This window comes from Cognatundibacterium oligocarboniphilum (assembly GCF_013377855.1).
Lineage (GTDB): Bacteria > Pseudomonadota > Gammaproteobacteria > Burkholderiales > Burkholderiaceae_D > Undibacterium > Undibacterium oligocarboniphilum.
In genome coordinates, this window is record NZ_JABXYJ010000008.1 from 65,786 (window position 1) to 91,627 (window position 25,842).

Genomic DNA, 25,842 nt, shown 5'->3' on the forward strand with positions numbered 1-25,842 from the left:
TCCGCTAAGGGATTTTTAACAGGAGAAAAACATGCTGCAACTCAAAAAGGAAATCGATCTGCTGGTCGATCATTCCGAATTACAAACTGCGCTGGGAAGAATTTTGGTGCTTGTCTCTGCTGTCATCTGTGCTCAGGCTTGCTTGCTCGACCAATTGGAGTACGGCTTCAAATCATTGAGCGCTCTGTCGCTGGGCGTATTCTTTTTACTGACCAGCTATATCATAGAAAATAGCGAAGGGACGATGAAATCGCTTCGCTATTTGACCTTGGGGTTCGGGTTGGTTTTGTTTATCGTTTTTCAGACTCTGGCGATGCTTTGCTGATGCTACCTGGATTCGATGATGCTATGCGCCAGAGATAAACGCCTTGATCAACAACTTCTACCAGTGTTGCGGATTGAGGTGTTGATATTTTCCACTCTGGTGACACCGCGCTGATAGTGCATTCATTCTTTACCCAAACGCAGTTGTTGCTTTGGGACATGGCATTGATGAACTTGACTTCAGGCAGCTGATGAGCAAATGAAAAAATTGTTTTTCCATTTTGTTCTTCCACTTTTCTCAAGCCTAACTGATTATTGAGTTTGACCTGTGGGACATGGTTGAATACACGCTTCACCTCAACCGCATTTCCTGACTGATTCCGGATTTCGAAATTTTCCAGAATTGGTATACGGTACTCCACCGTTGACACTTTTGACGGTTGAACAGTCGTTTTCCTATTCAAATCCATGATTTCAATATGATCGCTGCTATTGCTCAGGATAATGGCTGTCTGACCATTCGACTGTGCAATTTCTTTCACATGAACAGTATCGAGCACGCGATCTGTATCTGCGAGGGAATTGACCTGCGATGCTTTCGAAGTGGCATCCGCAACCTCTGGCAATTCACCGACGGTCACATTGGCAGTAGTCCTATCCTGACTCTGATTTTCGAGAACAATCGAAAACCCTTTAGGCGGTGCTTCCCGTAAATACAATGTTTTGGAATTGGAATCCATTTCAAGCCAGCTTGACGAAGCTGTCATGAGTCGGTCAAGCACGACAACCCATGATTCACCCTTTTGCGAATTGATAGCGACTGTCTGGGTGGTATTAATCCCCCTGTCTGCTGAACCGCTCCATCCATGCGGAGCTAATGCCTTCAGTGCCTCGCGCAATTGTAGCTGACCTGGGAGGGCATTATTGATCGCCACATCGGGGGGCAAACCATTTAAGAAAGCGATTCTGCCGAAGGTACCTGAGAAAGTCTTCGCTGCTAAATCACCGTTAGCGCGGTTTTGCTCATTGGCGATCGTTTGTTTGGTGGCACCCTGCCAAACGATACGGAAAGCATCACCCCCGGTGTAACCTTCGATCACGTCCGGTACACCTTTGATTGTGTAATAAGGGCCGCGCATATTTACTGGATATTTATCGATGAAAAGTAACTGTTGATCCTTGGGCTGAATGTAAGTCGTATCGCCGTCGTTAAACACATTCATCGGCCTGTTATTTTTGCCGTTCACCACATAATTGAAATCATAAGGGTCATTGGCATCCATTGCGTAGGCCGAAGATGTAAACAGAAACAATACAGGAACTATGCACTTAAACATCTGATTACCTTTTAAGATTTTCAATTTCATTATATTTGACCGTGAATGCTTGCAGATACTGCCCGCCACGTGCTGGATTTACACAGTCGTGATAACACTTTACTGCTGCCGTCCAATTACCTAACTGTCCGTACAGCTGGACAAGGATTTTTTTAGAAGCCAGGATATTGGTCGATGGCTGCAACGCCTGCCACGGCGACTCAAATAAACCGGAGTGGAACTTCCAGCTAATTTGCGTTATCCCGATATCGAAATTGGTAATTCCCGCACGCAGTAATTCCAAAATTTTTTTGTATGCTTCTTCTCTGGTTGCGAAAAATAAGCTTTGACCATTGACGTTTAACGTCCAGGGCCACGGATATCCCTTGAATGAACTTTCAACCAGAGCGATCGCGCCAACCACTTTTGCCAAGCCGGGGTCTGGTATTACCAGCTGAATAATGGCGTGCTTCGAGGCACAGGCCCACTCCCCTCTTCGTTCCGCGACCGATAGCTCCTGAGCATCCTTAAATTCCGGATCGTAGAGATAACCATTCCGAACCAACAATTCCGACAAGGAAATCCACTCGTTTCCCATTTGCACATACGGCCGGTTTTGCGAATAGGCAACATTTTTTCCGACAATGTTTTGCGCCCAACTCAGGAATTCGTACTTCGTGCAATATTGCACTGCCGTTCCGGGGAGCACTATTTCTCTGTTCGATTCTTCCTCATTGACCAAAATTCGGTTGGGTGACAGAACTCTGCTAACTGTTGAGGATTGCACCAACGAACTCCACAAAATGATCAACACGCATACAGCGAACTTAATCACGATATGGTTCCATGTAAAATTCACGCGTCACCATCAGGTTGAAGCGCGTCGCTTTATCTCTGGTCAAAGTCGGTGCGATAAACTTGTTTCGTTCCAAAACGGTTGAGGCCGTCTGATTCAGAACCTGCCCAAGAATCGTTGTCGTAGTCGTACTTGAGCCATTAGCGGTATTGGTGGATACAGAATCATTACCTGCCAATTTACCCACTAACCCCAACAGTAACGAGGTTCCAAAAATCCTTAAATAGTGATTGTCAACGTTGGCCTCGATCCCGGCATTTCCCTGCAGATCATATGCATTCGTCCCCATCATTGGCACACGTTTGCCATTGGGTAAAATCAAAATGGTTGCCGCAGTGTTGAAACGCTCCTGACCAACTCTGATATTGGGGTTGTAAGTAATCAGGATTTTTGATCCCATAGGAATGGCCAGACAAGTATTTTCCAGCGAATCATAAACATTCTCCCTGACCATCACCACCAATTCGCCAGGAATGTCGGAATTCATAGCTTCCTTGTTGGATACAGGAATCAGCCAGCCCGGAGTCAACAGACATTTGCTTTTTGCACGCTCAACGATCCCAGTTGGCTCTGGAAACTTTTTGGCGGCAGCTGCCGCATTAAAATCAAGTTCTGTTTGTACAGGCGATTTGGGTTGAACTGGCTGACCATTCAGCGCGGCCAAAGCACCATTCAATTGATCCTGTTGCGTACTCGGAATTGGTCTTGCATCAGCTGCAGCTTTAATCATGGCCAGTTCGCTCTCAAGCGAGTTTGCTGCACGTTGAGAAGATTTGCCCGCGCCGGATTTGAATATAGGCGAGACTGCAATCACGTCGTGTTTGCGCCTCAATTCAATTTCCTGATCGTATTGAACGGAGGATTGGTTCTTGTTACCAAACTCAGAATTCCTTTTGACATCGCTGTTAGAGGCCACGCCATTGCCTTGCAGCTTTTCCAGATCCGGATTTTTGTTTGCGGCGGCTTCCCGATTCCCTTTTACCGCTTCCAGATATTCTTTATATTGCGCATTTTCGACAGTCTCAATTTTCTTATCTGAGTCTTGCGCACCTTGCTTGGCTATGTTCGCTTTGATATCTTCGTCTTTGATTTTTTTGGTATTCTGATCAGAATTCATTGAGATCACGGCAACCACAATGAGAATAATGATGAATACGAGGCCGCTGAAAAGTAAAATTCTGCGCGGGGTTTTACCCTTGAGAATTTTCTCTTTTGCGTCAACTTCGATAATTTGGTCAGTCGTCATTTTTGATCACCAAAATCCTGTCTTCTTCTTGGTAATCCTGACCTCTTCTTTGTCAAGCACGAGAAGAAATTCATCTGCAGTTTTGGTTACAGTGACGTAGTTATTTTTTGGTTTCGGGGTGTAGTTCACATCGACATATGATCCATTTTCCTTGGCATAAATCATTGGCAGTTCTGTCAGGTCAGATGGAAATTTGATCCAGGTGAACTTACCATCATCTTGTACAAAATCTGGACGGAATTTGGCGTCGCCTGAAATTTTGTAATTTGAGTTCAGGGATGAAGGATCTTTCACGCGGATAGTTGGCTGATCTTGTGGCGACTCCACATGGTCAGCAGGCTGTGATGATGCCAAGAGTCGATTTTTGATTTCCGGATATTTGAACTGCACATACTGATAATAAATACCGCCTTCCGGGGAGGCAATCAGCGAAAACTGGTATGTCCGTTTTTTGTTAGTGACCAAGGACATATTTGTTCTGATATTCTGAACGTCTGGTTTGATAAAAACATGATTTTCTTTGGATTCCACCTCCCATTGAATGGTGTCACCCAAAGCCGGGTCAATCTCCAGTTTTTCTCCGGCTTCCAGCTCGATGTGAGTCATATAAAACGGGGCCGTCAGAATCGTCACAATTTGCGCCGGATTGTATTTCACAACCACCATTCTGGAGTCAGTAGGAAGAGCCTGTGGCGTTACCTCTGCATGAGAGATTCCTTGAGACAACATCCCAAAAATAGACAAAAATAGTGCCAGGCTGATGTAAATCTTTTTCATGATTTGGTTAGCTCACGTCTGAAATGGTGAAGGAAACGACAAAAATCCCGGCTGGATTGTCGCCAAGAACTTCCTCATCGGTGGTTGGGGGTTTGACCTCATAGGTAACAGTCATGGTTTTATGTTTGGTCGTTTGACCACTGCTGCCTACACGGTCTTTCAGCAAGAAATCAATCAGAAATACCTTATCTGAAATCTTTGAAACACCGTTGACCTTCGGTTCTCGAAGATAGTCTGGATGCTCTGCCAACTTTAAGAAGGGTTTTTCCGAATTGATGAGGTCGGTGAATTGCGCTTTGGCCTGCCCTGACATCAAGACCCGCGCCTTCGCTAAATCAGCGTCCATGCGTTTTGCGTCGTTGATTGAATACATGCGAATAACCAACTCTTTCAAACGCGCCCTCACCTCATTTTCAGAAGGGGTATACGTAGAGGCTGACATGGGGACTACCTTTTCATTTCCGAGCGTGTCAACTTCCAGACGATAAATTTTCACACTTTTGAGTGGGAGCATTGTGTTGATTGTGAATGCCAACACAACGATCACAAATGCCATGACAAAACATGCCACTTTCCATTGAGACTTTTCCACGGCATCTCTGGCATTTCTGTTAAACATAAGTTGTGTAACTTTTGCAAATTTACTGTAGTGTCCAGGAAACTCGCTCGGTGCTTCATTCTGTGCAGACATATTTGAATAGGAGATTGATCGATGCTGTAACTGTAATCGTGGGAAGCCAATTACTTTTTCACAAAAGGGAAGGATATTTATTCTTCATTCAAAGATTCCAATCTGCCATCGCCAGAAAATTGGCAATCATGGGAAATACACCATACTTTTTTCCACCGGGGTGGAAATTTACGTGGCAAATTTCCCAAGTACCAATTCCAAAAAAAAACCCCAGTATTAACTGGGGTCGAGTGATTTAAAAAAGGAATTCTTAAGCTGACAATAATTTCGGCTTGACGTAATCCCTTAAATCAATGATTGCATCCGCAAAATCTACGCAAGCCGGTGAATGGCTGATGAAGATTTCACGCTCGCAACCACTTAAACGAAGAATTTCCTTTTTCATCTGCATAAACTGTCGTTTGCGCTCATCATCCAGGGCACCATCAGTTTCATCAGAAAACAAAGTCTTGCATTTCAATTCTTGGTTCAGTCTGACATATAAAGCAATACCTCTGCACAAACAATCGTTAATCCAAACTTTTTGTCCGCCTGACATAAAATCGAGCGGTTTCGCAGGTTTAATTTCGCCGTCTTCCGATGTCGTAATCACACCGATTTCGAATGACTCACGTTTATTACCGTTGGCTAAATCGGTTTGCGTTTGGATTTCGATTGAAAATTCAGACCCATAACATGCCAGTAGCTGATTGACTAACCTTGACAAGGTTGGCCCGGCATCATCAACACAAAGAGCAATCGTTCCGTTGATCCCAAAGCCTGAAGCAAGTTGCCGCCAATATGCAATTTCCGTGGACAGCTCCTCAATACAACGCTCCAGGATCGATTTTTTGGCGATTTGCTTTTCCAAAACAGAAATTTCGACTTCAAGTTTGGCTTTCATTGTCACCTTCGCTTCAACTTGGCCATTCAGAACTGCGAGAGAATTTTTCAGATCCAGAAGCTTTCGCTTTGCATTTTCGAATTCCTGCGTGCGATCCAAAGCGCTCAGAGACTTCAATTCCGCATTCAGTATTTCAAGATCAGAAACCAGTTTCTGCTTGTTCTGAGTGAAAATGTCCTCGTTATGCTTTTTTTGCAGCAACAGATCGTTCAGCATACCTTTGGCGTTCAACAATGCCTGTTCAACGGAATTGATCTGCCCCGCTCTGCCAGCCAGCGTGCTCAATTTCAACTGTTCTTGCCGCAGTAAGTCAAGTTGACGCTTTGCCAGATCAAGGGCGGCCTTCACTTGTCCTAAATCATTGAGTTCCAACTTCAGCGAATTCAAAGAATGAACTGCTTTGGTATAGTTTTCTTTGATTTCATCCCGCTTGAAAAACAATACTTCGGCACGTTTTTTTGCATCATGGGCATGTGACAGCAACTGGCAAGTACCATTCACCTGCATACCGACACATGGCACTTCCGAAGCCAATTTTGCCTGCTGATTCATGCTGTCCATTTCTGAACGAACAGTCGTTCCCTTTTGAATCAGATTGGTAACGACCGCTTCCATTTCTGTCTTCTTCAAATGCTGGGCATTTGCCTGATCCCATTTTTCTGAAATTTCAGTCAAAGATTTTGTTGCAAAATCAATTTCTGAATTCAGTTCAGGTAAGCGTTTAGCAGCGTCCAAGATTTTCTGCTTATCGGCTAATTCAGATTCATGAATCCGAATCTGCTGGCTGATCTGCGCTTGACTTGCAGCTTTCGCTTTTTCGTCGGCTATCTTCTGTTGAGTGATTTGCTCAAGCTGCATCTCAATCGAACGTTTTCTGGAACTGAGTTCATCCAGTCGCAACTGATTCTGACGGCCATCGGCAATTTCTTGCTCGATTCGCTGAATGATTAAACCCGTAGAATCGATTTGCTCACTTGCAGATTGCAATTGCGCTCGGCTAGACAGCAGATCAGAAGTGACAATGACCAATTGGCATTGTAGCGATTTGAATGACTCTTCCAACTGAACGGATCTGGCCACTTCTGATTGACGACGATCGAGTTCTCTGGTGAGGATAGTGACGACCTCGGACGCCTGCCTTGAGACTTTTTTCATATTCTCAATACCAAGCATTTCGCTCATCAGCATTTTCATATCTTCGTTCCCAAAGGTTGATAATGCTTTCCTGTTTTGCGCCAAATATTGACTGACAAAGAATAACTCTGGAGGACCAAGAAGATATTCAATGGCTTCGTCGTGCGTTGTGGACTTGCCATCCGATTGAATCAAACCATCTGGTGATCGGAACGCAACCCACTGAGTACCCTCTTTCTTGTACACATAGGCATCGGTATCACGTGATTTCGTCGTGAAAATTAATTCAGACCGATACACATTCCCGTCTGTATGTTCCCATGTAAATTCCTTTCTGCATTTACCGGGTAATAAGTGATCAAAAAAGCTGAAATTTCTGACCGTGTATTTTTCCGTATCAGCGGACTTCATGCGTGATGGCATGATGCGATACGGATGCGAGTTATCCATTAAAGTAGATTTTCCAATGCCGTTTGGACCCACAATAGCAATGAGACCGAGTGGCAACTCTGTAAAATCAATGGATATGGAATTCAGACCAAGGCCATCGTAAATGCCCTTGAATCCTTCCAGGACTGTTGAGATAAGTTTCATTGGTATTCATCAAAAAAAATGGGTTCGGGCATTTCCGTAGTGGCCGGAAATGCTACGCTTGGAATTTCCTGTGGATCTTCCATTTCCATCACAGATGATGTTGCGGGGATATAGCTGTTGAGCCATGCCAGCAACTTTTGCTGTTCACCTTTGAGTTTGGAATGAATTAATGCGACATCGGATGCCCCGGTAAGCGCCATGCGTTCATCATTTGAAAACTGTGATTCAAGATGATTTTCGAATGACCACAATAGCCATGCAACATCGATATTGGGGATGAGAAAAAGTCGTTTATCAGATTCAACGACCATGAATTTCCCGAAAATTCCCAGAACAGAAATGTCCGGAGAAAAATCAGGTAAATTTACCGGAAGAATCAGTGGGGTGAATACAACTTGCGGAAACCTGGGATTGACAGCACAAATCCAATCATCGGTAACAGGTAGTAAAGGTTTTTTGAATTTCATTATGCCTCCAAAATAAATTGGGGCATATTCCCAATGGGGATATGCCCCATCAGGGTAAAAGCTTGATGCTTTAGACGATGCTAGTTTCCTAGCGGAAAAAACTGCTTTGTAAATTTTTGGACTTACAAAGAAATTCTCTCATTATTGTATTGCGATTTAATCCGTGCGATTCTGAAAATGAATCAAGAAAAGAGAAGCTTTCAAGTACCCGAAGGTACCTGAAAGCCTCTGATTAGCCCTGCTCAAACGCCGCAATATCAGCAATGATCTTATTTGCTGTATCCGAAGCAGTGCTTTGCGTTAAAACGGCAAACCGTTCCAATAATGGCTCGCTGGGGATATTGGTTTGTGAACACCACACCTTCAGTTTATTGGCCAATCCGCTTTCTTTATTAATACCTTCGGCACGTGACCGTTGGATTTTCAGAATGCGAGGTTCCAGTTTTAACGAAACTGCCGATTCAAATATTTTTTTGATTCGGTCAATGCTGACAAGTTGCGAATGCTCTTCATCTATTTGCCACCGTATCCGAACATAACCGCCGGCAAACTTTGGCGCTTCCTTCATTAATTCCTCGTAGTCCGGCGGGCCATTAAAATCGAATTCCCCCATTGTACGAGCCGGTGTCTTCATAAAGCTGAAACTGGCACTTTGCGCTGAGACAGACCAGAACAAAAAACCCTTGTCATCCTTTTCGCCGTGATGGAATCGGCCAACAGAACCCGGGTAAGCTATTTTGCGTCCGAAGCGATCCCACGACTGATGTTTATGGATATGACCCAGTAAGAATGCACTGCATTGCGCATCAAACAGGGAATCAGTGGTGAACTCATGATCTGGGCCATTCATCGGCACACCATGTTCGGACACACTGCCACGAACCGTGCCGTGAGAAATTCCCATTGTAGGGATTCCCTTCGCGGCAAACAGCTGGTTCATGGCACCACAGCCAGTCAGATAGTTTTGAATAGCCTGACCTGTTTCCACGTCTGCTGCAGCACCACCAAGCTGCGCTGCCACGTTAGCTTTATTGATCGTCGGAACACAAGTAACCACCAGCCGAATCAACGGTAAGTACAGTTCGCCATCAGCAAACACTGCACCGACTGAAAATATCCATTGGTTATCAAGTGTCAATGCGATCTGGCAAATTCTATTTGCAACGGCAATTGGATGCACATTGCTCATTAAGCCCAACATTTCGATGGTGCCAGGCGGTTCATGAGAAAACGTACCTTGCAGAATTATCATCGGAGCAACAGCTGAGAGTTGCTTAATGCGCCGGGACAGTGCCAGAACCGGCTTAGAATGCACTTCCAACCGATGTTCAGTGGAATCGCCAGACAGAACGATTACATCTGGTTTAGAGGTTTCCGCAACCTCAACAACGCTATTAAGGCAAGTTTCTGCCTCTAGTAAATTCTCGTTGCAATAATGCGTATCAGAGAAATGCAAGCAACGAATGGTTTGAATGAGATCATCCATTTTCTTTCCTGAAAAAAAGTGCCTCCGAAGAGGCACAGGGTTTATTTGAATGGCGACAGCAAATGCTGAAGTTCAGAGACAGTCAAAGTTGAAATGTGAAGGATTTCCTTCTCAACGATTTTCTGTTCTGATGCCCAGTTATCACCGTGTTTGTGTATTGCATATTGATTGAACACTGCCGGCGATTCCCCGAAATACTTGAGATACGCCCGTAACTCTTTCACCGCCCTTTCCAACGGTGTCAGATTCGCGGCTTTCAAGCTGGCTAAGAATTGCATCAGCATTTCATGGCGTTCATCCAATTCAACATCGGAAGCAGCCGTAGCTGGTTGACTCGAATCTGACTCTGATTCACCAGGTACGTTTTCAAGCAAAGCTACTGCCTTATGAACGACATCTGAAGAATCAAGCTGTTGATTTAGCCAATACTCTTCCAAGGCTTTGCAGGTATCAATATCCGAAACCAGAACGGTTACCCACTGCTTAGATTTCTCCAGACCACGTTCACTGAAATACGGGACTTCCATGCAAATTTTGGTAAGCGTGAACTCCGTATTTCTCAGCGTACCTTGCAAGTGGCTGACAAAACTCAGCGTTTTATGCCACTGCTTGAGCGAATTGGTACTGGATGTATTCGCTTGGATAACTCCTGCACCACGAATTCCTGGAATTGAAAATTGCAGTGACAAATCCAGCCGACATTGCTTGGCCTGAAATTGGGGACAATTTTCAAAATTGCAGATGCCATCCGGAATATCATCATCCATCCGGAATTCTTTTGGGCGCGGTCCGAACGAGCGAGTTATCCGGGTTGCCGTTGCAGAAGTAGGTGGCGTTGGATACCGCATGCAATGCCGTGTTCCTTCATTCGAGTATTCACTAAAGTAAATCACGCCCTTGGTAGAATACATCGCAAAACGATGCGGCATAACCGACAAGGGATCATCACTGGTAAAGCGAATCGGAATGCTGTAAACCAGTCTTCCGTTGCCGCGATCTTCCCCGTACATGCGATTCAGTTCGTGTAGGGCGTTTGGATCATGAAAATCCTTTTGGGAGAATGTGAAGTGCTGAGTATTCTCCATTTTGAGAGGATTTTTTTTGGATGTTTCCTTGACCAGAAGTTGTTCAATCTGATCGTAAGAAAGGCCATCCTTGAGACCTTGGTCATAAATGTGGACAGCACGTTGATTGCCGGCCAGTTCTTTGGTCAATACCTTTTTCCCGAGACGAATGCGACCAACAACTTGCATTGTCAATTGCAACTCATCGACTATGGAACGCGGTACCGGACGATTACTCACAGTCATTTTGGACTCCTTATCCTTGCGCTGGGTTTAATTTTGGCGCGAACGAAAAGTTCAATTCCGGCCAATGTAATTGCGATGAAACTGACCAACACCGGATGAGTCAGAAGCAACGCGGTAACCATCATCACAACAAGGGTTGAAATTATGGCTCTGGGTTTAGAAATTTTTTTCTGCATGTTGAGTACACCCAAAAAAAATCCCGCACTAGGCGGGATTGGTTAAAGCGCATAACGCTTATGTTGGCGACAAAGGCTCACTTGCCTCAATCGCCTGCTTTTTAAGTTTCTGTTTTTCATTTTCCTTCTGATCCAATTCCAGAATTGTTTGTGACCTGATTACCTCAATCAGAAAGACAGAGGCGAACATAATCACGGCAAATCCCAGAAAGTTGATCAGCACTGCGGCACCGATGGTCATTCCAGTACGCATCAGAAAGGAGGATTCAACATCCTTGTTTTTGAAAATTCTGAATCGGTATTTCCAGTAAATGCTGATTGCATACCAAAACAAGATTAATTCAATCACAAAAAGAGAGATGAAGGCAGTCATGACTACTCCAGATAGATAGATAGATAGATAGATAGATAAAAAAAAACCCGCTTTTGGGCGGGTAGTTGACTATGGATAATGAGAAAACCCATCCCTCAATCAACCCATTGGGTTGATTGAGGTTGGGGCGTCTTTGGACGCATAGCCGAATGGCCATATTGGGTACAACAAGGGGTGAGGTTTTAACACCCGCGAAGTTTCCTTTATCTGAAAAATTCAGATGGCAGGATCACCATTATTTTCTACTTCACTGTCTGAGTAACATTCATCACCAAATTAATGGCTGACAAATGGACTAAAGACGCCTCGCAATGATGCGTTAGGATCTGGAAGATTTATGAAAAAAAGAGAGATGGCAAGTCTCGTAGATTTGAAACGGACTACAGAACAGGAGCCGGCCTGTCGATCCCGCAGCATGGAGCCGCTATATTTGCTGAATGATTCAGCTTGTGAGTAGCAGTGGCTACTTAGACGATGCTAGTTTCCCAGCAGAAGTAAGTTCATTATGGCTGATAGAAATTCAGTTTGCAACCAAATGGAAGGTTATATTCGCGCTCTTTTCAATAATTCTCCCCTTCTGCATATATAACAATATGGATAATTGAATCGCTCAACGCTGAATATGAATACTACTAAAACAAATCATCTTTCCGGTCTGAGCCGACTTGAAGGGTTCACTACAGAAATCCGTTCTGACGAGACGATCTGGCTTTGCCATTACGAAGTAATCAAAATCCTGAAAAAGAGATTTTATTTCCTTGAAGTCAAGATTACAGGCGCAAGGGATGGCAAGCGTAAGGCTATCCATGCAGGGCTGGATGAACTGAGCGAGTACGTCAAAAATGCGAAAAATTGGATTTCAACTCAAAAGCAAGAGATGACTAACTTTGACCGGACTGAATTTCATGTTCAGGTTATCGGGAGAGATGCGGCCAGATTGCTGCGATTGTTTGTGATGTTTGATGAATTAATGACATCATTGGCGGCTGCACAGTTTGCTGGTGGGCAACCTGATAATTTGCGGGTCAATTATATGCAGGGCTTCAATGCCAGGATCAATTCCTTGATCGATATTGCCAGTAAATCAGAGCCACATTTTTACCGTGACGGGTCAATGCGGACATTAGCAGTTCTCTAAAACTGATACACATTCTACGTTGAAAAAATATGCGTACCCAATTTAACTACTATGTTGTTCTGCCTGAAGGCGTTTCGCCAGTTTACCCCAAGCTGCCTGTGTTTCCGAGCCGGGCCACTATCGAGGAAACGTCTTCGTCAAACATAATGATCAAGAAAAATCCACAGAAGCGTGATTGGCTTAAATTGTCTGTCATCGGCCTTGGCATGATGACGCTGATGTCAGTCAGCGCGCTGGGATATCAACAATTTCGCACGAATAAGCAAAATCAGGATGTGCATTCAGCTGGCATTCAACACAGCGAGACTACAAGCGTCAAAGCGCCGACTAAAACCATCACCCAATCATCAACCACAGAAACAGTAGTTGCTACAGCATCTGCAGCTGCAACCAATACATCGGTACCGATTCAACACTCAACTGCACCGGTGCTACCCGCAGTAAGTCAAAACCAAATTCAACCAGCCAGCGTCTCTCTGACGGTTGAATCAAGCCCGGTGGTAGAGAAAAAGGGAAATGTTGCGCCCATCGTTGCTAAAACCAATACGTCAGTATTGCCAGTCAACGCGACAATCAAACCAAGCACGCCGGCACCGAATACCATCAAGCCGAAAACCATTGATACCCGGACCGTTACCCCAGTCAATGCTGGAAGCAAACAGGTCACTTCTCCTGCCAGCGTCGCTGTCAATTCTCCTGGCCTGACTCAACCGGTTCCTCCTGCCAACCTCCCCAACTTGGTGACTGCTAACGCGAATTTGACAGTTTCGCGTCCGGTTCAGTCTGGTATTTTTAAACGGGCACAGCCTGAAGCCAAGTCTCAGGAAAATGCAAAACCACCTTCTGTTGACAAGCATGAAGTGAATTCTCAAAAACTTTTTTAGGAGCAGTCATGAAATTATTCCGCCGTAAAATAAAGGATGAAGTTGTCAACACTGCTAAACCATCCGTTCCCCAAGTTGATGTGCATTTCACCAGCATCATTTCGGAAGATATGATATCCAATGGCGTTCTTCTGCTTCGCTCGAATCTCCGTATCGATGGCACCCATGAAGGCTCCATCTTGAAGTCAGCTGAAGCCAATCAGAAATTGACCGTGTTTATCTCCCCCACTGGCTGCGTTAAAGGGGAAATTCACGTCGATAACATTATCGTTGATGGATCAGTTGAAGGCGTATCCCGCGCGGACGGGGATTTGCATATCCGGGGCAAATGTACTGGAGAAGCCTATTATGGTAACGACGTGGACATCACTGGTGAATTGAGTGCCAAGCTGGTCAAAACATCACTTGAAAAAGTGATTCTGAATCATGCACTGGATTCTACCCTCAACACCAGTGAGAACGTACACGCGCTTTCTAAGCGATCAGTATAGGATTAGCGGCATTTATTGACATCCTCCCCGCCCTAAAGGACGGGGATTCCTACGGCGCTGCGCGATGATTTGCGAGTCGCTTCGGTGGGTTCCTGCTTCTTCGAGCGGCCTGACTGCTCCGACTCTCCACAGGCTAACAAGCGGTATCCCCGCTCTAAAATATTGATCGCACCGACCATATCGGCGTGATTTTCGTAACCGCAATCGACGCACAGGAATTTTGCTTGTGTTTGCCGATTATCTTTCGACACATGGCCGCAAGCCGGACATGTCTGGCTGGTGTGGTGCGGCGGCACGGCCAGCAACATACCGCCGTGCCAAGCCACCTTATACGCCAGTTGACGTCTGAATTCACCCCACCCCTGATCGAGAATGGAGCGGTTCAGGCCGGACTTCTGCTTCACCATCTTGCCTGGCTGTTCGCTGTTGCCCTTGGAAGACTTGGACATGTTCCGTACCTGCAAATCCTCAATGCATACGAGCGCGTGGTTTTGGCTGATCGTCGTTGTGGTCTTGTGCAGGAAGTCTTTCCGGGCATTGGCGATACGGGTATGAATCTTCTGGACGCGGGCCTTCGCCTTCTTCCAGTTGCTGCTGAACTTGACTTTGCGGCTCATGCGGCGCTGGTAGCGCGCAAGGCGTTGCTGATGTTTCTTGAAGCTGTTGAGCGGCGCGATGAAAGCACCGTCGCTCATCGTGGCAAACCGGGAGATGCCGACATCGATGCCAATGGCCGTCGTCGCGGTTGGCAGCGGCTGTTTGATTTCGCGTTGCGTCTGAATCGACGCGAACCACTTGCCGCCCGATTGGCTCACGGTGACATTGCGCACCTCGCCCAGCACATCGCGGCTGTTGCGGTAACGCAGCCAGCCGAGCTTGGGAAGGAAGATGCGGCCATTACCCTGATCGAGCTTGATCTGTTTCGAGTCGGGGTAGCGAAAAGTATCACCGCTACCCTTGCGCTTAAATTTTGGAAAGTCGGCGCGTTTCTCGAAGAAATTCTTGTATGCCTTCTCCAAGTCCTTCAAGGCATGTTGCAGCGGATGACACGGCGCTTCCTTCAGCCAAGGTGTGTCAGGACCATTGCGCCACCCGGTCAATTGCTTCGCCATGGCGACGTAGCCAATGAACTTGTTGCCCGCCTCGTGGTTCTCCTGCTGCATTGCCAGCGCTTTGTTGTAGACGAACCGGCATGACCCAGCGAAGCGGCGCATATCGCGCTCTTGTTCGCCGTTGGGCATCAGTTCGTATTTGTAGGCTTGTAAGCGTTGCATACTTCAATTATAGTTTGGTCTATGAGCAATGACAACGATATCCGACACGGAAGACACTGCGTTTTCCTGATGCACGTGCATTTGGTCTTTGTGACAAAATATCGCCGCGAAGTCTTCACAAAAGAGATTCTTGACGACCTGCGCCCCATGTTAGCCAGCGTCTGCAGGGACTTTGAAGCGGAGCTGGTGGAGTTCGACGGCGAGGATGACCATGTACACTTGCTGGTGAACTACCCGCCCAAGGTTTCCGTTTCCAATCTGGTCAACAGCCTAAAAGGCGTTTCCAGCCGCATGATTCGGAAGAAGAACTACCCGAGCATCCGCAAGAAGCTATGGGGCGGTGCGCTATGGTCGCCTTCCTACTTTGCCGGTAGCTGCGGTGGCGCACCGATTGCCGTTATCCGGCAGTACATCGAACAGCAGCAAACACCACACTAGACGCACCAAACCGGACGGCTTCGCCGTCCGCGCTCTTGACCCCGCCCTGAAGGACGAGGTTTGCCGCGCAACCGATCAAAAAGGGTGAGGTATGCATACCTCACCCTTTTTGTTTGTCTTACAGGCGCGTTTAGCGCATTTAGAGGTGCTTAACGACAGACAACTTGAAAAAAAGAACAGGGTATGCAAATGGCCAGAAAATGAGAAANTTTGTCTTACAGGCGCGTTTAGCGCATTTAGAGGTGCTTAACGACAGACAACTTGAAAAAAAGAACAGGGTATGCAAATGGCCAGAAAATGAGAAAGTTCAGTTTGCCACTGGAGACATTTTCCACTGTATTGTGGACCGGGTGCCATTCCACCAGTCCACGTAGGACGATACGATTGAGAACGAAACCACACACAAAATACGACACTAGCGGAATGATGCCGGGAAACCAAGTGAAAGCAAAACTGAGTTCCACCAAAACAAAAAATCCTATGAGCAATCCGAAATAGATGCCCAACGCTTTCAAAATCGTCATTTCCTGTGCTGTAGTTTCCATTTCTGCGTCTGACATTAATTTTCTCCTTTTAAAAATGTATATTAAATCAAGCAATTTCCGGAATAGCAAGTTCACTGATAAACTGACTGCAATGGTTTTTGGCAGTCCATGTAATCGTCAGCTTTTCTCTGGCTCTGGTGGTGCCCACATAATAGAGCCTTCTCTCTTCCTCTAAAGGTGTCGATTCACTCGGACAGATGGTGGCTTCTGACCTGACAAGATAGACGTTATCCCATTCCAGTCCTTTAGATCCATGGAAGGTGCTCAATAAGACATAGTGTTCATCCTTTGAATTATTTTTTGACTCCTTCAAGAAACGGATGCGCGATGGAATGTCATCGTTTAATCGATCAATTGCCAAGCATGCCGCGTGAATTACTCTCCTGGAGGTTTCCTTTTTCAGGGGTATGCGTTCAACAAGCCAGTCTGCAACACCGTTGATCATGAGCGATAATGCGCCCCGGTTGTATAAATTTTTCCATTCTTCGAAATGGGTAGCAAAGTTTCGGTAGATCGTTGCACCGGACTCCGATACGCCCTCTTCCAATAACTCTGCTTTTGATTTCTTTTTGAAGTTGTTGAGTCTCAAACCTGACAAGATTTTCCGATCAGAATCGGCCATATCGACAAAGCGGAAAATACTGTCAACACCAACGTCAACCTTCATGCCGGCGAGTAATTCCAGAATTCCGAAATACAGTGCGACCTCGGCATAGCTAAACAGTGATTTATCTGCAGGTCTGAAATATGGAATTCCAGAAGCCTTGAAAAGTGATTCAATGACGTCGAGATCCCGATTATTTCTGGATAAGACTGCATTGGTACTTTGCGTAATGTCCCCAATATGATCTGCTATGTAGGTTGCTTCCGCATCCGGGGTTGCAAACATTTTGGATACAATTTTCCCCCCGGCTGTTTTGTTGGCAACCAAATCCTTTGATACCCTGATTTGATTGAACTGGATCAGGCGGTCCGCAGCTTGCAAAATTTCTGGCCGTGATCGGTAATTAATGCCAAGGATAATTTTTCGCGCATGCGTTTGCGATTTAAATTCATCCATTCCTTGAATGCCAAGTGCAGATCGGAAGCCGTAGATCGATTGGTCATCATCACCCACTACCGTGACAATCGTACCTTTCTTAAAATGCGTCATGATCCACTTGAATTGCATTTTGTCAGTGTCCTGAAATTCATCCACCAGCAAATGACTGAAAGGATATGGTTCAGACCGGCCCGTTTCCATGTTATTCAGAGACATGGTAACCATATCTGAAAAGTCAATTTTGCGATTCGCCTCAAGCTGCTTTTGATAATTCTCAAAAATCTTATAGTGGGATGAATCCGGAGTTGGTAAGTCGCCCTGGGATTTGATCCGATCAATTTCTGCCAAAGCATCTTTATAGCTTAGGGTAATGCCCAAATCCTCAATGGCATTTCTAATGTACTGAATCCTATCCCCTTCACTGGCAATATCAATTTTGGAACCCAATTGTTTATATGCCAGACCGTGAAAGGTACCAATAATTAATCGCTTGGCGGCTAAGGGGGAGCACAAATGCAGTATTCGCTCACGTAATTCGATAGCCGCATCTTTGGAGAATGTTACCGCCCCGATATAGCCATCCGTTTCTTCTAACAGCATGGCCGCTTTGGTGGCGATTGTTTTGGATTTTCCTGAACCGGGACAAGCAATCGTTAAACAGTGCCCGGCTGTCATAACGACTTCTTTCTGGTCTGAATTCAGCTCATTAATGGAATCTCTGTAACGCATACATTCAATCCTGCAAAAAAAAGCCCCCACCACGTGAGGGCAACACCCTATGAAACGATTACGCCGCGATCGACAAATCATTGGTAGTTTCTTTGTCGGCACGTTTGTGCAGAAGGTCAACAAACGTGAGGTATCCGCGCCGACCGGTATCTAAGGCCATTTTCTGCAGTGGTCGAATGGTCTTGGAAATTTCGCTCGGGGTGCGCAACTCGTTCCATTCTAGCCAGGCACAAATATTCAGTAATTTGTCGAAATTTTCATATGCCAACAAATGCTTCATCGACAATTGAGAATGGATATGAATTTCGTGATTGAGCAAGGCCGGGAGCGGAACACTTGGATTAAATGGAGTGATATGGTTATCTTCCATTTCGGCCATCTTTTCATTCTTCAGTTTTTCCGCTTCTTGCAACGCAAGCTGGGTCTTTTCATAGAATGTCGTAACCATTTCATTCAGGGCATTGAGACGTTCGACATTGTTCTTTTTACCGAAATTTTCCTCACCAAACATCCGCATATTTACGATCGCCCGATCAAGATACGGCACAAACTGGCCGAACAGATTTTTCAGTGAGCCGTGATTCAGGGTAATTTGCCGCACAACAGCCGTGCTCCCTGGCAGCGTGCTGTCCATCATCTTTACACCGCTGTTGACCCGGTTGCGGATGATTTTCTTTTGTTGCTGGCTCGATAAATCGCTATAGCGCTTACGAATATTTGCAATATTTCTGGTGGCTTCTTGAGCCTGCTCTTCAGTCAGGAAACCTGCATTGGCTAATTCTTCAAAGCCCTTTGCAGCGCTTTGCACTTCCTCTTCAGAAATGCCACCCAACAAAGCATCGGTTTGTTGAGTTTCACCGATATCTGATTCTGCAGAAACATGTTCAGGGTCTTGGGATACCATTTTTTGATCGTTTTGTTCGTTCATTGTTTTCTCCAGTAAAAATTGTGTACTGACATCTTCAATTATTTTTTCTTGGCCTTGGCAACCGAAAGCAATATAAAAACCAAGCTAATTTGATCGATTTGACTGCGACCAACGCCCATCAAGATGGAGGCAAAAACGCTGTCATGAGTTTAGGCTTGGAATGACTCCATCATTTTCCAGCCAAGTGCAGCTATAACTGTGGTTCCGGTGAGCATGAACATGGGTGTTACTGACATGGGTATGAAGCACAGAGTGACAGAAAATCCGAGTATCAGGAACATGGCATGGGTCACCACATGGAATTTCAAAGGATGGCTATATCCAAAAGTTTTTAGCTTAATATTTCTTTGTTGCCATCCGTCAAACATAAATGCAGCAATAAAAATTGCACCACCTAATAACCATTGGTATGCAACGTGTAATCGGTACTGCGCCCGGTAAATCATTTTCCAAAGATTACCAAAATAGGAATTTACAAATCCATTAACGGGACGACCCACCGTAAAGCTGTCGCTGCCGGTTCGGTGTTCATCGAGTGTTTTTTGATAAATACCCGATTTCATCCACCAATTCACGAATTGACTTTGCGTATCTTGTTCAATCCGCTCATATTGTTCATCGCCAAAGAGTTGAAAATTAGACTCCTTCTCTGTGCTACTGACCGTATAAATCCAATCCAAATCCACCAATGGCATAACGGTCACCATAATGATCGGGATAGCAATAATCCAAATCCGGATATGTGAAAAAAATCTGCTGTTCGCTGCCAAAGTAACCTGCTCCTAAAAAGTTGCGCATATCTGCGCATAGGATTTATCCGCAGTCGGTTGACGTACTTTCGTACCCAACTCGACCCTCTTGACGCTCAGTTGCGCCGGAGAACGCGCAAGCAAAATTCGACGCACTTCCTTGTACGGTGTAAAGCGAGAAATCTCGCGGTCGTCTAATCGTGCAAGCACGTTCAGAGCAGCGTTGTGGTCGGCTTGGAGAACGTCCCCGTTTGCACGGTAAAACTTGTCGCCTTCGCGCTTGCCTTCCAGCAAGCCATTGGTCGAGTCCGTTTGCGACGTATAAGCGCCATTCACCAAGGTGTGCCTGGCGTCACGCTGCTCACATACAGAATCAAGAGCCTCAGCGAGAACGCCTTTGGCCCATGCACTCATCCTGCGATTGAACCGCTTCCATTGATGCTTTGATGCAATGACGGCGGTCAAATCTTCAGAAGCGACAATCGCTGCCTTATCAACTATCGAATGTGCTGCATGATAGGCGATGGTGCGCAATCGCTTCTGAGTTGTTTCCTTGCGAGCGGCAATCTTCTTGCGCCCCAAGTTGTTCTTCTTGATTCGGTCAGCCTTGGCAATGCGACCAACTTCGCGGTGCTTCTTTTCCAGTGCGTGCAACTTGTTGCGCTGCTTGCCGGTGGCAGCAACCTTGTCGCTGTACTCGGTCATCACCTTGCCGAAGTTCTGCCCGTGGTGATCGCCATCGGAGTCAGTAAAAGCCTCGGTGTAGCCCTTGTCGATACCCAGCACCCGATCACCACACGCACGACCAACGTCTTTCTCTGTGGCGTAGTGTATCTCGGCGAAGCCGTCCTTGACGATGATGCGCAGATTGCTGCCAGACAGGTCAACATTCTTGCCACTGGAGGTTGTGGTCAGCACGACGTTGTCGCCATATTTCTTGGCAATCCTGACCGTGATCACCATTTTGTCATCGACCACTTCGGTCGAATACTTGTCAGAGCGTACGATAAACTGATTTGCGACCTCTGACTTGCCGTGGCGAAAGTGCTTGCGCATCTGCCGGTGCAGAAACGGGTCAGCAAGCCACTCATCGCGCTTGAGCAGGGTGTAAAGGCGTTTGCGCTCGTTCTCGACGGTAGTGCGCTTGGCAATAGCCTTCCGAACTTTCAGTTTCGCAGCCGACTTGTAGGTCAGTATGTCGTTGACAATATCCTTGGTTGTCTCTGCGCGGATAGTCCCGTCGATGTGCAGGTTATCGTAAATCCTCTTCTCGACAATCTCTGTGCGCACGGCACAGGCCGATACGCCGACATTACCGAGCGCACCATACCGACGCCAGATGTCGGCGCGGAGGTAGCCTGCCGTTTTGCAGATCGCTGCAAGCTGGGCTGGCACATCGGCAAGTATGGTGCGGGTGACTTTCACTTCTGTTTTTCTTTTTCTCGTTTAGCTTGACGCAACTTTGACGCCTTGCTGCTGTACGGTTCTGGTGGCGAAAACTTTTCGTTGTGTTCTTTGACGGCCTTGCGCATCTCGCGGTACTGCCGTTTTGCTTCTGCGCAATCTGGGTCCATTCCGTCCTTCAGCGCATACAGCATCATTTGCGCCTCAGTCAGATCGGCATCGGCTTTTGGTATTGGCTTAGTGATGTCAAACCACTGTTCAAGTGGAAATGTCATTTCAGTCGTTCTTTCGCTTGTATTTCCTCATGCCGTACAGTCGGCACGAAAAGGTATGGACGATGGACAATAAATCCTCGGTCATTTCTTCCTGTGGCGACAGCGATTCCTGATTGACCACTTCGATGACGCAGGCGCTGCGCTTGGCAATGTGGTCGAGTAGGTCGAAACCGAAACGCACCAGTCGATCCTTATGAGCCACAATCAGGCGGCTAATGTCGCCAGCGGCAATCCGATCCATCAGCGACAGGAATTGCTTGCGCTTGAAGTTCATGCCGCCACCGATCTCTTGCACCCACTCATCGACGGCAATACCTGCACCAAGACAATACTGCTCCATTGCCGTGACTTGCGATTGCAGGTCATCTTTCTGCCCGTGGCTGGATACGCGGCAATAGACCACCGTCAGGCGCTTCTCATCTGCTTTGCCAAGAATGCTGAGAACGTCATCCTCATTAAAGTAGCGATGGCCAGAAGGTAGTCGTTTGCTCGTTAGCAGACCATCTCGCTCCCAGCGGCGAACTGTAGAAGCTGACCGACCTATCCGTCGAGCGAAGTCACTGATGTTGTAGTGCTTTTCCATTTAGCCAATTGTAGACAGATATACACAGGTTTCAAGTATCTGTTAAAACCTCCAACTAGATCAATATTGTCAGCTTTAAAATTGCCCAAATACTCAGGTATAACCAACCTAAAATTCCGAGTACGCAGATCGCAGGAGATTTCTCAGTCAAAGACAGTACCGCAAATTTCCATTTATCACTTGCATTGGAAAATTGCGGATCTTTGTCATCCCTGATTTGAGTTCGCCAGTCATTCGCTTGTTGGTTGTCAATATTCAAAATTGCATCGACCAAATCACGCAGGTAGTTGGATTGAACCGGCTCGGGTAAATCCACTTTTTGAGAATTGGGTTCAGGCGGCATTGTCATAAGAGGAATCCGATAAAAATACTTCTCTGTACAAATATCCTGGCAAAATCCTTGCAGCAAATAATTTAGAAGCACTTTCTTGATCGATGTACTGAGGGTCTGGTTCATTGAGTACCGTGACATGATCGTGTGATTTTTCAAAGTCAGTAATTTTCTGCTCCATGGGTGTCCAGACATCTCCCGGCAGCTCCAGATTGGCACAGTAACGAATCCGGTATAAATAGATGGCTCGCGCGCACAAACCTAAAATAAATTGGTGGCGTGGATTGCTGTCGCCCGTAGAAGCCGCTTTGAACCCATTGAATGCATCCAGCAACATTTCATGAATCAATACGTCTTTTTCACCCGGAAATTTTGTTCCGATAAATGAAATTGCGGATTCGCAGGCCTTAGACAAATCAGGATATAAGGTGAAAATCCGGTAACGTTGATTTTCTAAACCGAGCTGATCGTACATGTATCTTAATCCTCAATGATTGGAATGGTGCCTGTTGAAATGTGTCCACCGGTGAAGCGGGCGAAATACTGGAGATTGGGGAGTCCCAATATCAATTCCTTTGGAATTAACGAAGTTCTTTCCCTTTTCTCTGATCGAGAAATGTTTCCACTGAATTCGAAAATATGTTGTTCAGTGCCGGTTCCTTGACTATAACCAGTGTTCATTTCTGAGATTTTGGTTTCACCCATTTTCTCAATGACCCATTTAACAGTTTCAGAATCTTCCAATCGTAAAATTATTTGGTTATTCAAATTGCCCAAAACCTGGAGCATCTTTGGCGCACTATTGAGTTTCGCTTCAAGGTCTTTGATGGTTTGCAATGCCACAAACGCCCTGAATCCCGCTCCGCGGCCTTTATTCAACACCTGGATTACCTGCTCATTAATCGCTTCTGCAACTTCGTCAATCAGAAGGTAAATCTGTTTTCTATTTTTTTCCTCAACGAAGTTATAAATTGCACCGGCAACGGAAGCAATTTCAGCGAGTATCATCGAATTTACCGCTTTTGCGACCTCTGAATTAGATAGTGAATCCATGCCGATATATAAAACGGCATCCTGATTAATGACTCGCTGTGTATCCCATATTTCTCGCGTATCGTTCAGATCATCGACATCTGGTGCCAGCATCAGTCCCGTTTCACCAGTAGCCAACATCTGCAATAAGGGAAGCAATGTTGCGATAATTTTGGAATAGTGGTCCCGGTCATGTGTATAGGTTGCCATCAGGCCGTCTATGGCTTCAACCTGAACATTTCTCCCCATTTTCTTGTGGTCTGCGACCGTCACATTGTAGAGTGACAGCAACCCATCCAAGTAGGTCGTGCTCGACTTGCCGGCACTTCCACCGCGCGCCTTCAACTCGAAGTCCACCACTTTCAGGTCTGTGAAAAATTTAACGAGACATCTTTCCAGTAATGGATCAACCCGGCCTTGTACGTAACCGAAGATCGACCTCAGATTCGGACGATCGCCAACATACAACTCACCCTTAACCACACGGTCGATAAACAGATGCGCAAAGGATCTGAATGGCCCGTCTTCCATTAACTGTGAAATGCGCGTTGCAATCTCACTCGGTTGGTTCCAGTTGGCTAATGGATTAAGTCGAATAGATTTACCGGGTTCAGCCTGCTTAAAATACAGGAATTTTTTATTGGCCTTCTTACATTCCTTTTTAACGCGATTCTTTAAATCCTGATCATTTTTTGGATCAATAATAATCAGGACGACACCTTTACCCATGCGGATTATTTGTGTCGAAATTAATTCGTAAGTACGTGTTTTACCCGCGCCGGTAGTACCAGCAATTAAGGTATGTCCTTCTATAGCCTTCAATGGCCAGATAACAGGGCCAATCTTGATTGACAGCGCTTTGATCCAAGGCTTACCAATATCTACCGGGCATTTATCAAGAATGATGTTTTTCGGCATTAAATGCTGGACCAAAGGATCAGGTAACCAGCCAGGAATTGCGGGGATATCCGCTTTCGGCATGCCGAGTAAATCATTGCTGAGTTGCGCCTTCTCCTGATCCCATTCATAGCCTTCACCGAGATACAAACATTTTTGCTTCAAGGCCTCATCACTTTTGAGATAGAGATCCTTAACAAAAATTATTTGCAGATACTTGACGGACAGACTTAACCGGAAGCGCAACATCTTTTCGACTGTAATTCCACGTACACCAGTCATAGTGAGCATGACGATCAATGCCAAATATTTATACGGGAAATGGCTAACAAGCATCAGCAGTGAAGCTATCGACCAAAAGATCAATGCGTTCAGCTCATACAAAGGTCGGAACCAATTTTTTATCATTCGGACTCTCCCTTTGGTAATATCAAATCTCCGACTGCAGTGCAGATCAAAACGGAATTTTCGTCACTCCCGACGATAATTTTTTGCACTCTCAAGTCTTCAATGATGGTTTGAAATGATCGACCAAATCCTTTAAAGAATTTTTTTGGAATGCGGAGACCACTCGACATCCATTCAACCAAATTTGAATCGAGTTTTCCTTCACGCATATCTGCTGCAACAGCGGCCAGAACGTCTTGAGATTGCTTGGACATTGATGGAATAGCGTCACCAGAAGATAGCTTCAGCCGGATTTGTTTTTCTTCCATTTTGGGAGATTCGCTCCCCTGATCCGGAACCTTGCTGACTTTTGGTGATTGTACAGATTCTGATTTACTCTCCGGAATGATTGGACTCACCGATGCTTCTACAGACTGCTCCATCATTTTGGACGTGCTGACGTCCCTCGATACTGGAGTCACCAGCAGGTCTTTCGATTTTCGCTCGAATTCTTCAGCCTGTAGTAATCCCTTGCGGATTACTTTTTGAAGTACCCCCTCATTACTGACTGCGCGCCTTTCAGGGTTGATCGCCTCAAATAGCGACTCCTGTACCACCGGCATGAGATATTGCAGATAGGGCTTCAATATCTGCGACGAATACACGACTGTTCGCTGTCTGGATGGCTGCAATTCGATTGGTTTACGTTCCAGCACAAATTCTTGACTGCCATCCAAAAAACTGGATAAATCCGAATCATTCAAAGGATTAAAAAATTCACCATTGACCGAAACATCAAAGATCCGGAATGGTTCGTCTATCCAGCTGACTATGGAAGATAAGAAGGCGGCATATTGGTATTGAGGTTCCAACATGCGCGCCTGCTCCGAGGTCAAGTGCGAGGTGAATATTGCACTTTTTGCCTGACGTATTGAAAAATAGACTGACTCAACACAGCATCGAAATGCACCACCAGGTTCATCATAATAAGAAGAACCGAGTGGTAAGGCGTTGAACCATCGCGCCATTATTTTGATTAATGGCAGGCAGGCATTTTGATAATCTGTATCTGACGAAAACTCTATGAGGTCAAGTTTTTTTTTGTTCAGATGTAAGAGTTCATCGACTGAAAGAATTTGCAT

27 protein-coding genes are annotated in these 25,842 nt (G+C 45.8%); 5 read left to right on the forward strand and 22 right to left on the reverse strand.

Annotation, left to right across the window (positions count from 1 at the left end; translation table 11 throughout):
* Positions 1-31 precede the first annotated feature (31 nt).
* Entirely contained in the window at positions 32-325 is a 294-nt protein-coding gene (locus HV832_RS14225) for a hypothetical protein (RefSeq protein ID WP_176804519.1), read from the forward strand.
* On the opposite strand, the gene HV832_RS14230 is transcribed toward HV832_RS14225, so the two are convergent.
* From HV832_RS14230 to HV832_RS14275, 10 genes are all read right to left on the reverse strand, one after another.
* A complete protein-coding gene (locus HV832_RS14230) occupies positions 291-1,631 on the reverse strand; it encodes a TrbG/VirB9 family P-type conjugative transfer protein (RefSeq protein ID WP_176804520.1) in 1,341 nt (446 codons plus the stop codon). The two genes, HV832_RS14225 and HV832_RS14230, sit on opposite strands and share 35 nt — an antisense overlap.
* Entirely contained in the window at positions 1,606-2,367 is a 762-nt protein-coding gene (locus HV832_RS14235) for a lysozyme family protein (protein ID WP_176804521.1), read from the reverse strand. The genes HV832_RS14230 and HV832_RS14235 overlap by 26 nt, the downstream gene beginning before the upstream one ends.
* 40 nt (positions 2,368-2,407) lie before the next feature.
* A complete protein-coding gene (locus HV832_RS14240; RefSeq protein ID WP_176804522.1) occupies positions 2,408-3,682 on the reverse strand; it encodes a TraB/TrbI/VirB10 family type IV secretion system protein in 1,275 nt (424 codons plus the stop codon).
* 6 nt (positions 3,683-3,688) lie between these two features.
* On the reverse strand, positions 3,689-4,459 hold the full coding sequence (locus HV832_RS14245) for a TrbG/VirB9 family P-type conjugative transfer protein (protein ID WP_176804523.1): 771 nt from the start codon (positions 4,457-4,459) through the stop codon (positions 3,689-3,691).
* Between the two features lie 7 nt (positions 4,460-4,466).
* Positions 4,467-5,150, reverse strand: a complete 684-nt coding sequence (locus tag HV832_RS14250) for a VirB8/TrbF family protein (RefSeq protein ID WP_342354545.1) — start codon at positions 5,148-5,150, stop codon at positions 4,467-4,469.
* A gap of 250 nt (positions 5,151-5,400) precedes the next feature.
* Complete coding sequence (locus HV832_RS14255) at positions 5,401-7,761, reverse strand: hypothetical protein (RefSeq protein ID WP_176804525.1); 2,361 nt, start codon at positions 7,759-7,761, stop codon at positions 5,401-5,403.
* Positions 7,758-8,228: a hypothetical protein gene (locus HV832_RS14260; RefSeq protein WP_176804526.1), complete on the reverse strand. Its 471-nt coding sequence runs from the start codon at positions 8,226-8,228 to the stop codon at positions 7,758-7,760. The genes HV832_RS14255 and HV832_RS14260 overlap by 4 nt, the downstream gene beginning before the upstream one ends.
* A gap of 232 nt (positions 8,229-8,460) precedes the next feature.
* Positions 8,461-9,714, reverse strand: coding sequence for a metallophosphoesterase family protein (locus HV832_RS14265; RefSeq protein WP_176804527.1), 1,254 nt, complete (start codon positions 9,712-9,714; stop codon positions 8,461-8,463).
* 41 nt (positions 9,715-9,755) lie between these two features.
* A complete protein-coding gene (locus HV832_RS14270) occupies positions 9,756-11,024 on the reverse strand; it encodes a recombination directionality factor (RefSeq protein ID WP_176804528.1) in 1,269 nt (422 codons plus the stop codon).
* Between the two features lie 234 nt (positions 11,025-11,258).
* Positions 11,259-11,573 (reverse strand): hypothetical protein, encoded by a 315-nt coding sequence (locus HV832_RS14275; RefSeq protein ID WP_176804529.1) that lies wholly within the window; start codon positions 11,571-11,573, stop codon positions 11,259-11,261.
* Positions 11,574-12,195: 622 nt separating this feature from the next.
* Between HV832_RS14275 and HV832_RS14280 the strand changes: the two genes are divergently transcribed.
* The 3 genes from HV832_RS14280 to HV832_RS14290 are packed head-to-tail and all read left to right on the forward strand — an operon-like array spanning position 12,196 to position 14,086.
* Positions 12,196-12,711, forward strand: a complete 516-nt coding sequence (locus HV832_RS14280; RefSeq protein ID WP_176804530.1) for a hypothetical protein — start codon at positions 12,196-12,198, stop codon at positions 12,709-12,711.
* A 29-nt stretch (positions 12,712-12,740) separates the two neighbouring features.
* Positions 12,741-13,595 carry a hypothetical protein gene (locus HV832_RS14285; protein WP_176804531.1) on the forward strand — a complete coding sequence of 285 codons (855 nt, stop codon included), beginning with the start codon at positions 12,741-12,743 and terminating at the stop codon, positions 13,593-13,595.
* An 8-nt stretch (positions 13,596-13,603) separates the two neighbouring features.
* Positions 13,604-14,086: a bactofilin family protein gene (locus tag HV832_RS14290; protein WP_176804532.1), complete on the forward strand. Its 483-nt coding sequence runs from the start codon at positions 13,604-13,606 to the stop codon at positions 14,084-14,086.
* Positions 14,087-14,118: 32 nt separating this feature from the next.
* Here the strand turns inward: HV832_RS14290 and HV832_RS14295 are convergent, their stop codons facing one another.
* Positions 14,119-15,360, reverse strand: a complete 1,242-nt coding sequence (locus HV832_RS14295; protein WP_176804533.1) for an RNA-guided endonuclease InsQ/TnpB family protein — start codon at positions 15,358-15,360, stop codon at positions 14,119-14,121.
* A gap of 21 nt (positions 15,361-15,381) precedes the next feature.
* Between HV832_RS14295 and tnpA the strand changes: the two genes are divergently transcribed.
* Positions 15,382-15,798: an IS200/IS605 family transposase gene (gene tnpA / locus HV832_RS14300; RefSeq protein ID WP_176804534.1), complete on the forward strand. Its 417-nt coding sequence runs from the start codon at positions 15,382-15,384 to the stop codon at positions 15,796-15,798.
* Between the two features lie 236 nt (positions 15,799-16,034).
* On the opposite strand, the gene HV832_RS14305 is transcribed toward tnpA, so the two are convergent.
* The 11 genes from HV832_RS14305 to HV832_RS14355 form a co-directional block, all read right to left on the reverse strand.
* The gene (locus HV832_RS14305; RefSeq protein ID WP_223827345.1) at positions 16,035-16,358 is read right to left on the reverse strand and encodes a hypothetical protein; all 324 of its coding nucleotides are present in this window, start codon (positions 16,356-16,358) and stop codon (positions 16,035-16,037) included.
* A 31-nt stretch (positions 16,359-16,389) separates the two neighbouring features.
* Positions 16,390-18,114, reverse strand: a complete 1,725-nt coding sequence (locus HV832_RS14310) for an ATP-dependent helicase (protein ID WP_176804535.1) — start codon at positions 18,112-18,114, stop codon at positions 16,390-16,392.
* Positions 18,115-18,172: 58 nt separating this feature from the next.
* A complete protein-coding gene (locus HV832_RS14315) occupies positions 18,173-19,042 on the reverse strand; it encodes a hypothetical protein (protein WP_176804536.1) in 870 nt (289 codons plus the stop codon).
* A 149-nt stretch (positions 19,043-19,191) separates the two neighbouring features.
* Positions 19,192-19,812, reverse strand: a complete 621-nt coding sequence (locus HV832_RS14320) for an IncC plasmid conjugative DNA transfer DtrJ family protein (protein WP_176804537.1) — start codon at positions 19,810-19,812, stop codon at positions 19,192-19,194.
* A gap of 12 nt (positions 19,813-19,824) precedes the next feature.
* Positions 19,825-21,216, reverse strand: a complete 1,392-nt coding sequence (locus HV832_RS14325; protein WP_176804538.1) for a transposase — start codon at positions 21,214-21,216, stop codon at positions 19,825-19,827.
* Entirely contained in the window at positions 21,213-21,470 is a 258-nt protein-coding gene (locus tag HV832_RS14330) for a hypothetical protein (RefSeq protein WP_176804539.1), read from the reverse strand. Before HV832_RS14330 ends, HV832_RS14325 begins: the two co-directional genes overlap by 4 nt.
* Position 21,471: 1 nt before the next feature.
* Entirely contained in the window at positions 21,472-22,053 is a 582-nt protein-coding gene (locus HV832_RS14335; protein ID WP_176804540.1) for an IS607 family transposase, read from the reverse strand.
* Positions 22,054-22,108: 55 nt separating this feature from the next.
* Complete coding sequence (locus HV832_RS14340; RefSeq protein WP_176804541.1) at positions 22,109-22,402, reverse strand: hypothetical protein; 294 nt, start codon at positions 22,400-22,402, stop codon at positions 22,109-22,111.
* Positions 22,386-22,859, reverse strand: coding sequence for a hypothetical protein (locus HV832_RS14345; protein WP_176804542.1), 474 nt, complete (start codon positions 22,857-22,859; stop codon positions 22,386-22,388). Before HV832_RS14345 ends, HV832_RS14340 begins: the two co-directional genes overlap by 17 nt.
* A 5-nt stretch (positions 22,860-22,864) precedes the next feature.
* A complete protein-coding gene (traD, locus tag HV832_RS14350; protein WP_176804543.1) occupies positions 22,865-24,721 on the reverse strand; it encodes a conjugative transfer system coupling protein TraD in 1,857 nt (618 codons plus the stop codon).
* Positions 24,718-25,842: a TraI domain-containing protein gene (locus HV832_RS14355; protein ID WP_176804544.1), complete on the reverse strand. Its 1,125-nt coding sequence runs from the start codon at positions 25,840-25,842 to the stop codon at positions 24,718-24,720. Before HV832_RS14355 ends, traD begins: the two co-directional genes overlap by 4 nt.

Coding starts and splice junctions, on each gene's coding strand:
- HV832_RS14250 (WP_342354545.1), bottom strand. CDS start 5,150: ATGTCTGCACAGAATGAAGCACCGAGCGAGTTTCCTGGACACTACAGT.
- HV832_RS14355 (WP_176804544.1), bottom strand. CDS start 25,842: ATGCAAATTCTTTCAGTCGATGAACTCTTACATCTGAACAAAAAAAAA.
- HV832_RS14315 (WP_176804536.1), bottom strand. CDS start 19,042: ATGAACGAACAAAACGATCAAAAAATGGTATCCCAAGACCCTGAACAT.
- HV832_RS14345 (WP_176804542.1), bottom strand. CDS start 22,859: ATGTACGATCAGCTCGGTTTAGAAAATCAACGTTACCGGATTTTCACC.
- HV832_RS14340 (WP_176804541.1), bottom strand. CDS start 22,402: ATGACAATGCCGCCTGAACCCAATTCTCAAAAAGTGGATTTACCCGAG.
- HV832_RS14285 (WP_176804531.1), top strand. CDS start 12,741: ATGCGTACCCAATTTAACTACTATGTTGTTCTGCCTGAAGGCGTTTCG.
- HV832_RS14240 (WP_176804522.1), bottom strand. CDS start 3,682: ATGACGACTGACCAAATTATCGAAGTTGACGCAAAAGAGAAAATTCTC.
- HV832_RS14295 (WP_176804533.1), bottom strand. CDS start 15,360: ATGCAACGCTTACAAGCCTACAAATACGAACTGATGCCCAACGGCGAA.
- HV832_RS14330 (WP_176804539.1), bottom strand. CDS start 21,470: ATGACATTTCCACTTGAACAGTGGTTTGACATCACTAAGCCAATACCA.
- HV832_RS14230 (WP_176804520.1), bottom strand. CDS start 1,631: ATGAAATTGAAAATCTTAAAAGGTAATCAGATGTTTAAGTGCATAGTT.
- HV832_RS14335 (WP_176804540.1), bottom strand. CDS start 22,053: ATGGAAAAGCACTACAACATCAGTGACTTCGCTCGACGGATAGGTCGG.
- HV832_RS14225 (WP_176804519.1), top strand. CDS start 32: ATGCTGCAACTCAAAAAGGAAATCGATCTGCTGGTCGATCATTCCGAA.
- HV832_RS14290 (WP_176804532.1), top strand. CDS start 13,604: ATGAAATTATTCCGCCGTAAAATAAAGGATGAAGTTGTCAACACTGCT.
- HV832_RS14270 (WP_176804528.1), bottom strand. CDS start 11,024: ATGACTGTGAGTAATCGTCCGGTACCGCGTTCCATAGTCGATGAGTTG.
- HV832_RS14275 (WP_176804529.1), bottom strand. CDS start 11,573: ATGACTGCCTTCATCTCTCTTTTTGTGATTGAATTAATCTTGTTTTGG.
- HV832_RS14245 (WP_176804523.1), bottom strand. CDS start 4,459: ATGAAAAAGATTTACATCAGCCTGGCACTATTTTTGTCTATTTTTGGG.
- HV832_RS14265 (WP_176804527.1), bottom strand. CDS start 9,714: ATGGATGATCTCATTCAAACCATTCGTTGCTTGCATTTCTCTGATACG.
- tnpA (WP_176804534.1), top strand. CDS start 15,382: ATGAGCAATGACAACGATATCCGACACGGAAGACACTGCGTTTTCCTG.
- traD (WP_176804543.1), bottom strand. CDS start 24,721: ATGATAAAAAATTGGTTCCGACCTTTGTATGAGCTGAACGCATTGATC.
- HV832_RS14280 (WP_176804530.1), top strand. CDS start 12,196: ATGAATACTACTAAAACAAATCATCTTTCCGGTCTGAGCCGACTTGAA.
- HV832_RS14260 (WP_176804526.1), bottom strand. CDS start 8,228: ATGAAATTCAAAAAACCTTTACTACCTGTTACCGATGATTGGATTTGT.
- HV832_RS14255 (WP_176804525.1), bottom strand. CDS start 7,761: ATGAAACTTATCTCAACAGTCCTGGAAGGATTCAAGGGCATTTACGAT.
- HV832_RS14305 (WP_223827345.1), bottom strand. CDS start 16,358: ATGTCAGACGCAGAAATGGAAACTACAGCACAGGAAATGACGATTTTG.
- HV832_RS14310 (WP_176804535.1), bottom strand. CDS start 18,114: ATGCGTTACAGAGATTCCATTAATGAGCTGAATTCAGACCAGAAAGAA.